At 57.8% G+C, this 1,676-nt stretch carries 1 protein-coding gene; it reads left to right on the top strand.

What is annotated here, in order from left to right:
• The first annotated feature begins 227 nt into the window (after positions 1-227).
• Positions 228-1,454 (top strand): ATP-binding protein, encoded by a 1,227-nt coding sequence (locus ABAC402_RS38885; protein WP_023451364.1) that lies wholly within the window; start codon positions 228-230, stop codon positions 1,452-1,454.
• Positions 1,455-1,676 lie beyond the last annotated feature (222 nt).

Genomic DNA, 1,676 nt, shown 5'->3' with positions numbered 1-1,676 from the left:
CACCCTTCGATGGGGAGGTGGCGAGCAAGCGGAGATCGAAGATCGTAGCGCGTCGAGACGGAGGGGTCCCCTTGCGGAAAGAATGTGAAAGTCAAAGTGGGTTGGTATAAGTCCTCCGCCTTAAATCATTTCCAGGCGCCGCGCTTCACACCCGCCTATGAAATTTTTGATCGCCAACAGCACCGTTTCCGGCTAATATGGAATTCAATTCCAGATTAGCCGAGACTATGGAACACGTACGCCGCACTTTGACCGAAACGCTGAAGTCCGTCTCGACGGTCTTTCCTGTCGTGCTCGTCACCGGGCCCCGTCAAGTCGGTAAGACGACCTTGCTTCAGGATTGTAAGGAACCGGGCAGAGCCTATGTCAGCCTGGACGACCTCGATCAGCGCACCTTGGCCCGGACCGACCCGGCCCTGTTCCTGCAACTGCACAAGCCGCCCCTGATCATCGACGAGGTGCAATATGCCCCGCAACTGTTCAGCGTGATCAAGAGCCTCGTCGACAAGACACAAACCCGCGGCCAATACTGGCTCACGGGATCGCAAAAATTCCACCTGATGCACGGCATATCTGAAACCCTGGCTGGCCGGATCGCCATTCTCGACCTGATCGGACTCTCCCAGGCCGAATGCGACGACCGCGCTGCTGACCAGGGCCCCTTCCTGCCAACTCCAGGCTGGATCGAAAAGGCCAGGGCAAAACCTTCAAGCTCAGCCGTCCTTGACATCTACCGCACGATCTGGACCGGAAGCTTCCCCGCAATCGCCCTAAATCCGGAAATGCCGCGGGACATTTTCTACAGCTCGTATACGCAAACCTACATCCAGCGAGATGTCCGGGACCTGGCGCGCGTGGGTGATGAAATCGCCTTTGCCCGCTTTCTTCGCGCCGTGGCGGCTCGGACCGGCCAACTCGTCAACTATGCGGATATGGCGCGGGACGTCGATGTCGACCAAAAGACGGTCAAGGCCTGGCTCTCAATCCTGGAAACGTCCGGCCTGGTCTTCATGCTGCAGCCCTATCACAACAACATCACCAATCGCCTGGTGAAGACGCCGAAGCTCTATTTCCTCGACACCGGGCTTTGCGCCTATCTGACCCGATGGTCGACACCGGAGGCTCTCGAAGCCGGCGCCATGTCGGTGGCTGTTCTTGAGACCTATATGGTGGCCGAGATCCTCAAGACATACTGGAACAGGGGCAGGACTGGGAATTTCTACTTCTACCGGGACCGCGACCAGAAGGAGATCGACCTCATCATAAGCCAGGATGGGAGACTGTACCCGACCGAGTTCAAGAAAACGATGACGCCCAGCCTCGGTGCCAGCAAGAACTTCGCGGCCCTCGAAGCCTTGATGCAGCCGATCGGCGAAGGATGCGTCATCTGCCTCAAGGACACTGATGTCGCGTTATCGAAATCGGTCTGGGCGATTCCGGTCGGATACCTCTAGCACCCGACCGGCCTGAACCATCGATCGCCGCGGACATTATCAAAGTTCGTCACCGGCCTTTGGCCTGAACCCGGGGCAGCAAGGCCGGTCTGCCATTTTTTTTCGCGTCTTCGCGTCTTCGCGTGAAAAATTGCAACGGTTCGGCTGTCAGGCGCGGTAGCCGAAGACCTTCAAGAGGTCTCACGCGAAGACGCGAAGACGCGAAAAAAAGGGGGTAAGAGT

It is taken from the genome of Asticcacaulis sp. AC402 (genome assembly GCF_000495835.1).
GTDB lineage: Bacteria > Pseudomonadota > Alphaproteobacteria > Caulobacterales > Caulobacteraceae > Asticcacaulis.
This window is presented reverse-complemented; position numbering and strand designations above follow the sequence as displayed.

Excerpts from the sequence above, each read along its gene's own strand:
- ABAC402_RS38885 (WP_023451364.1), top strand. The coding sequence starts at position 228 with ATGGAACACGTACGCCGCACTTTGACCGAAACGCTGAAGTCCGTCTCG.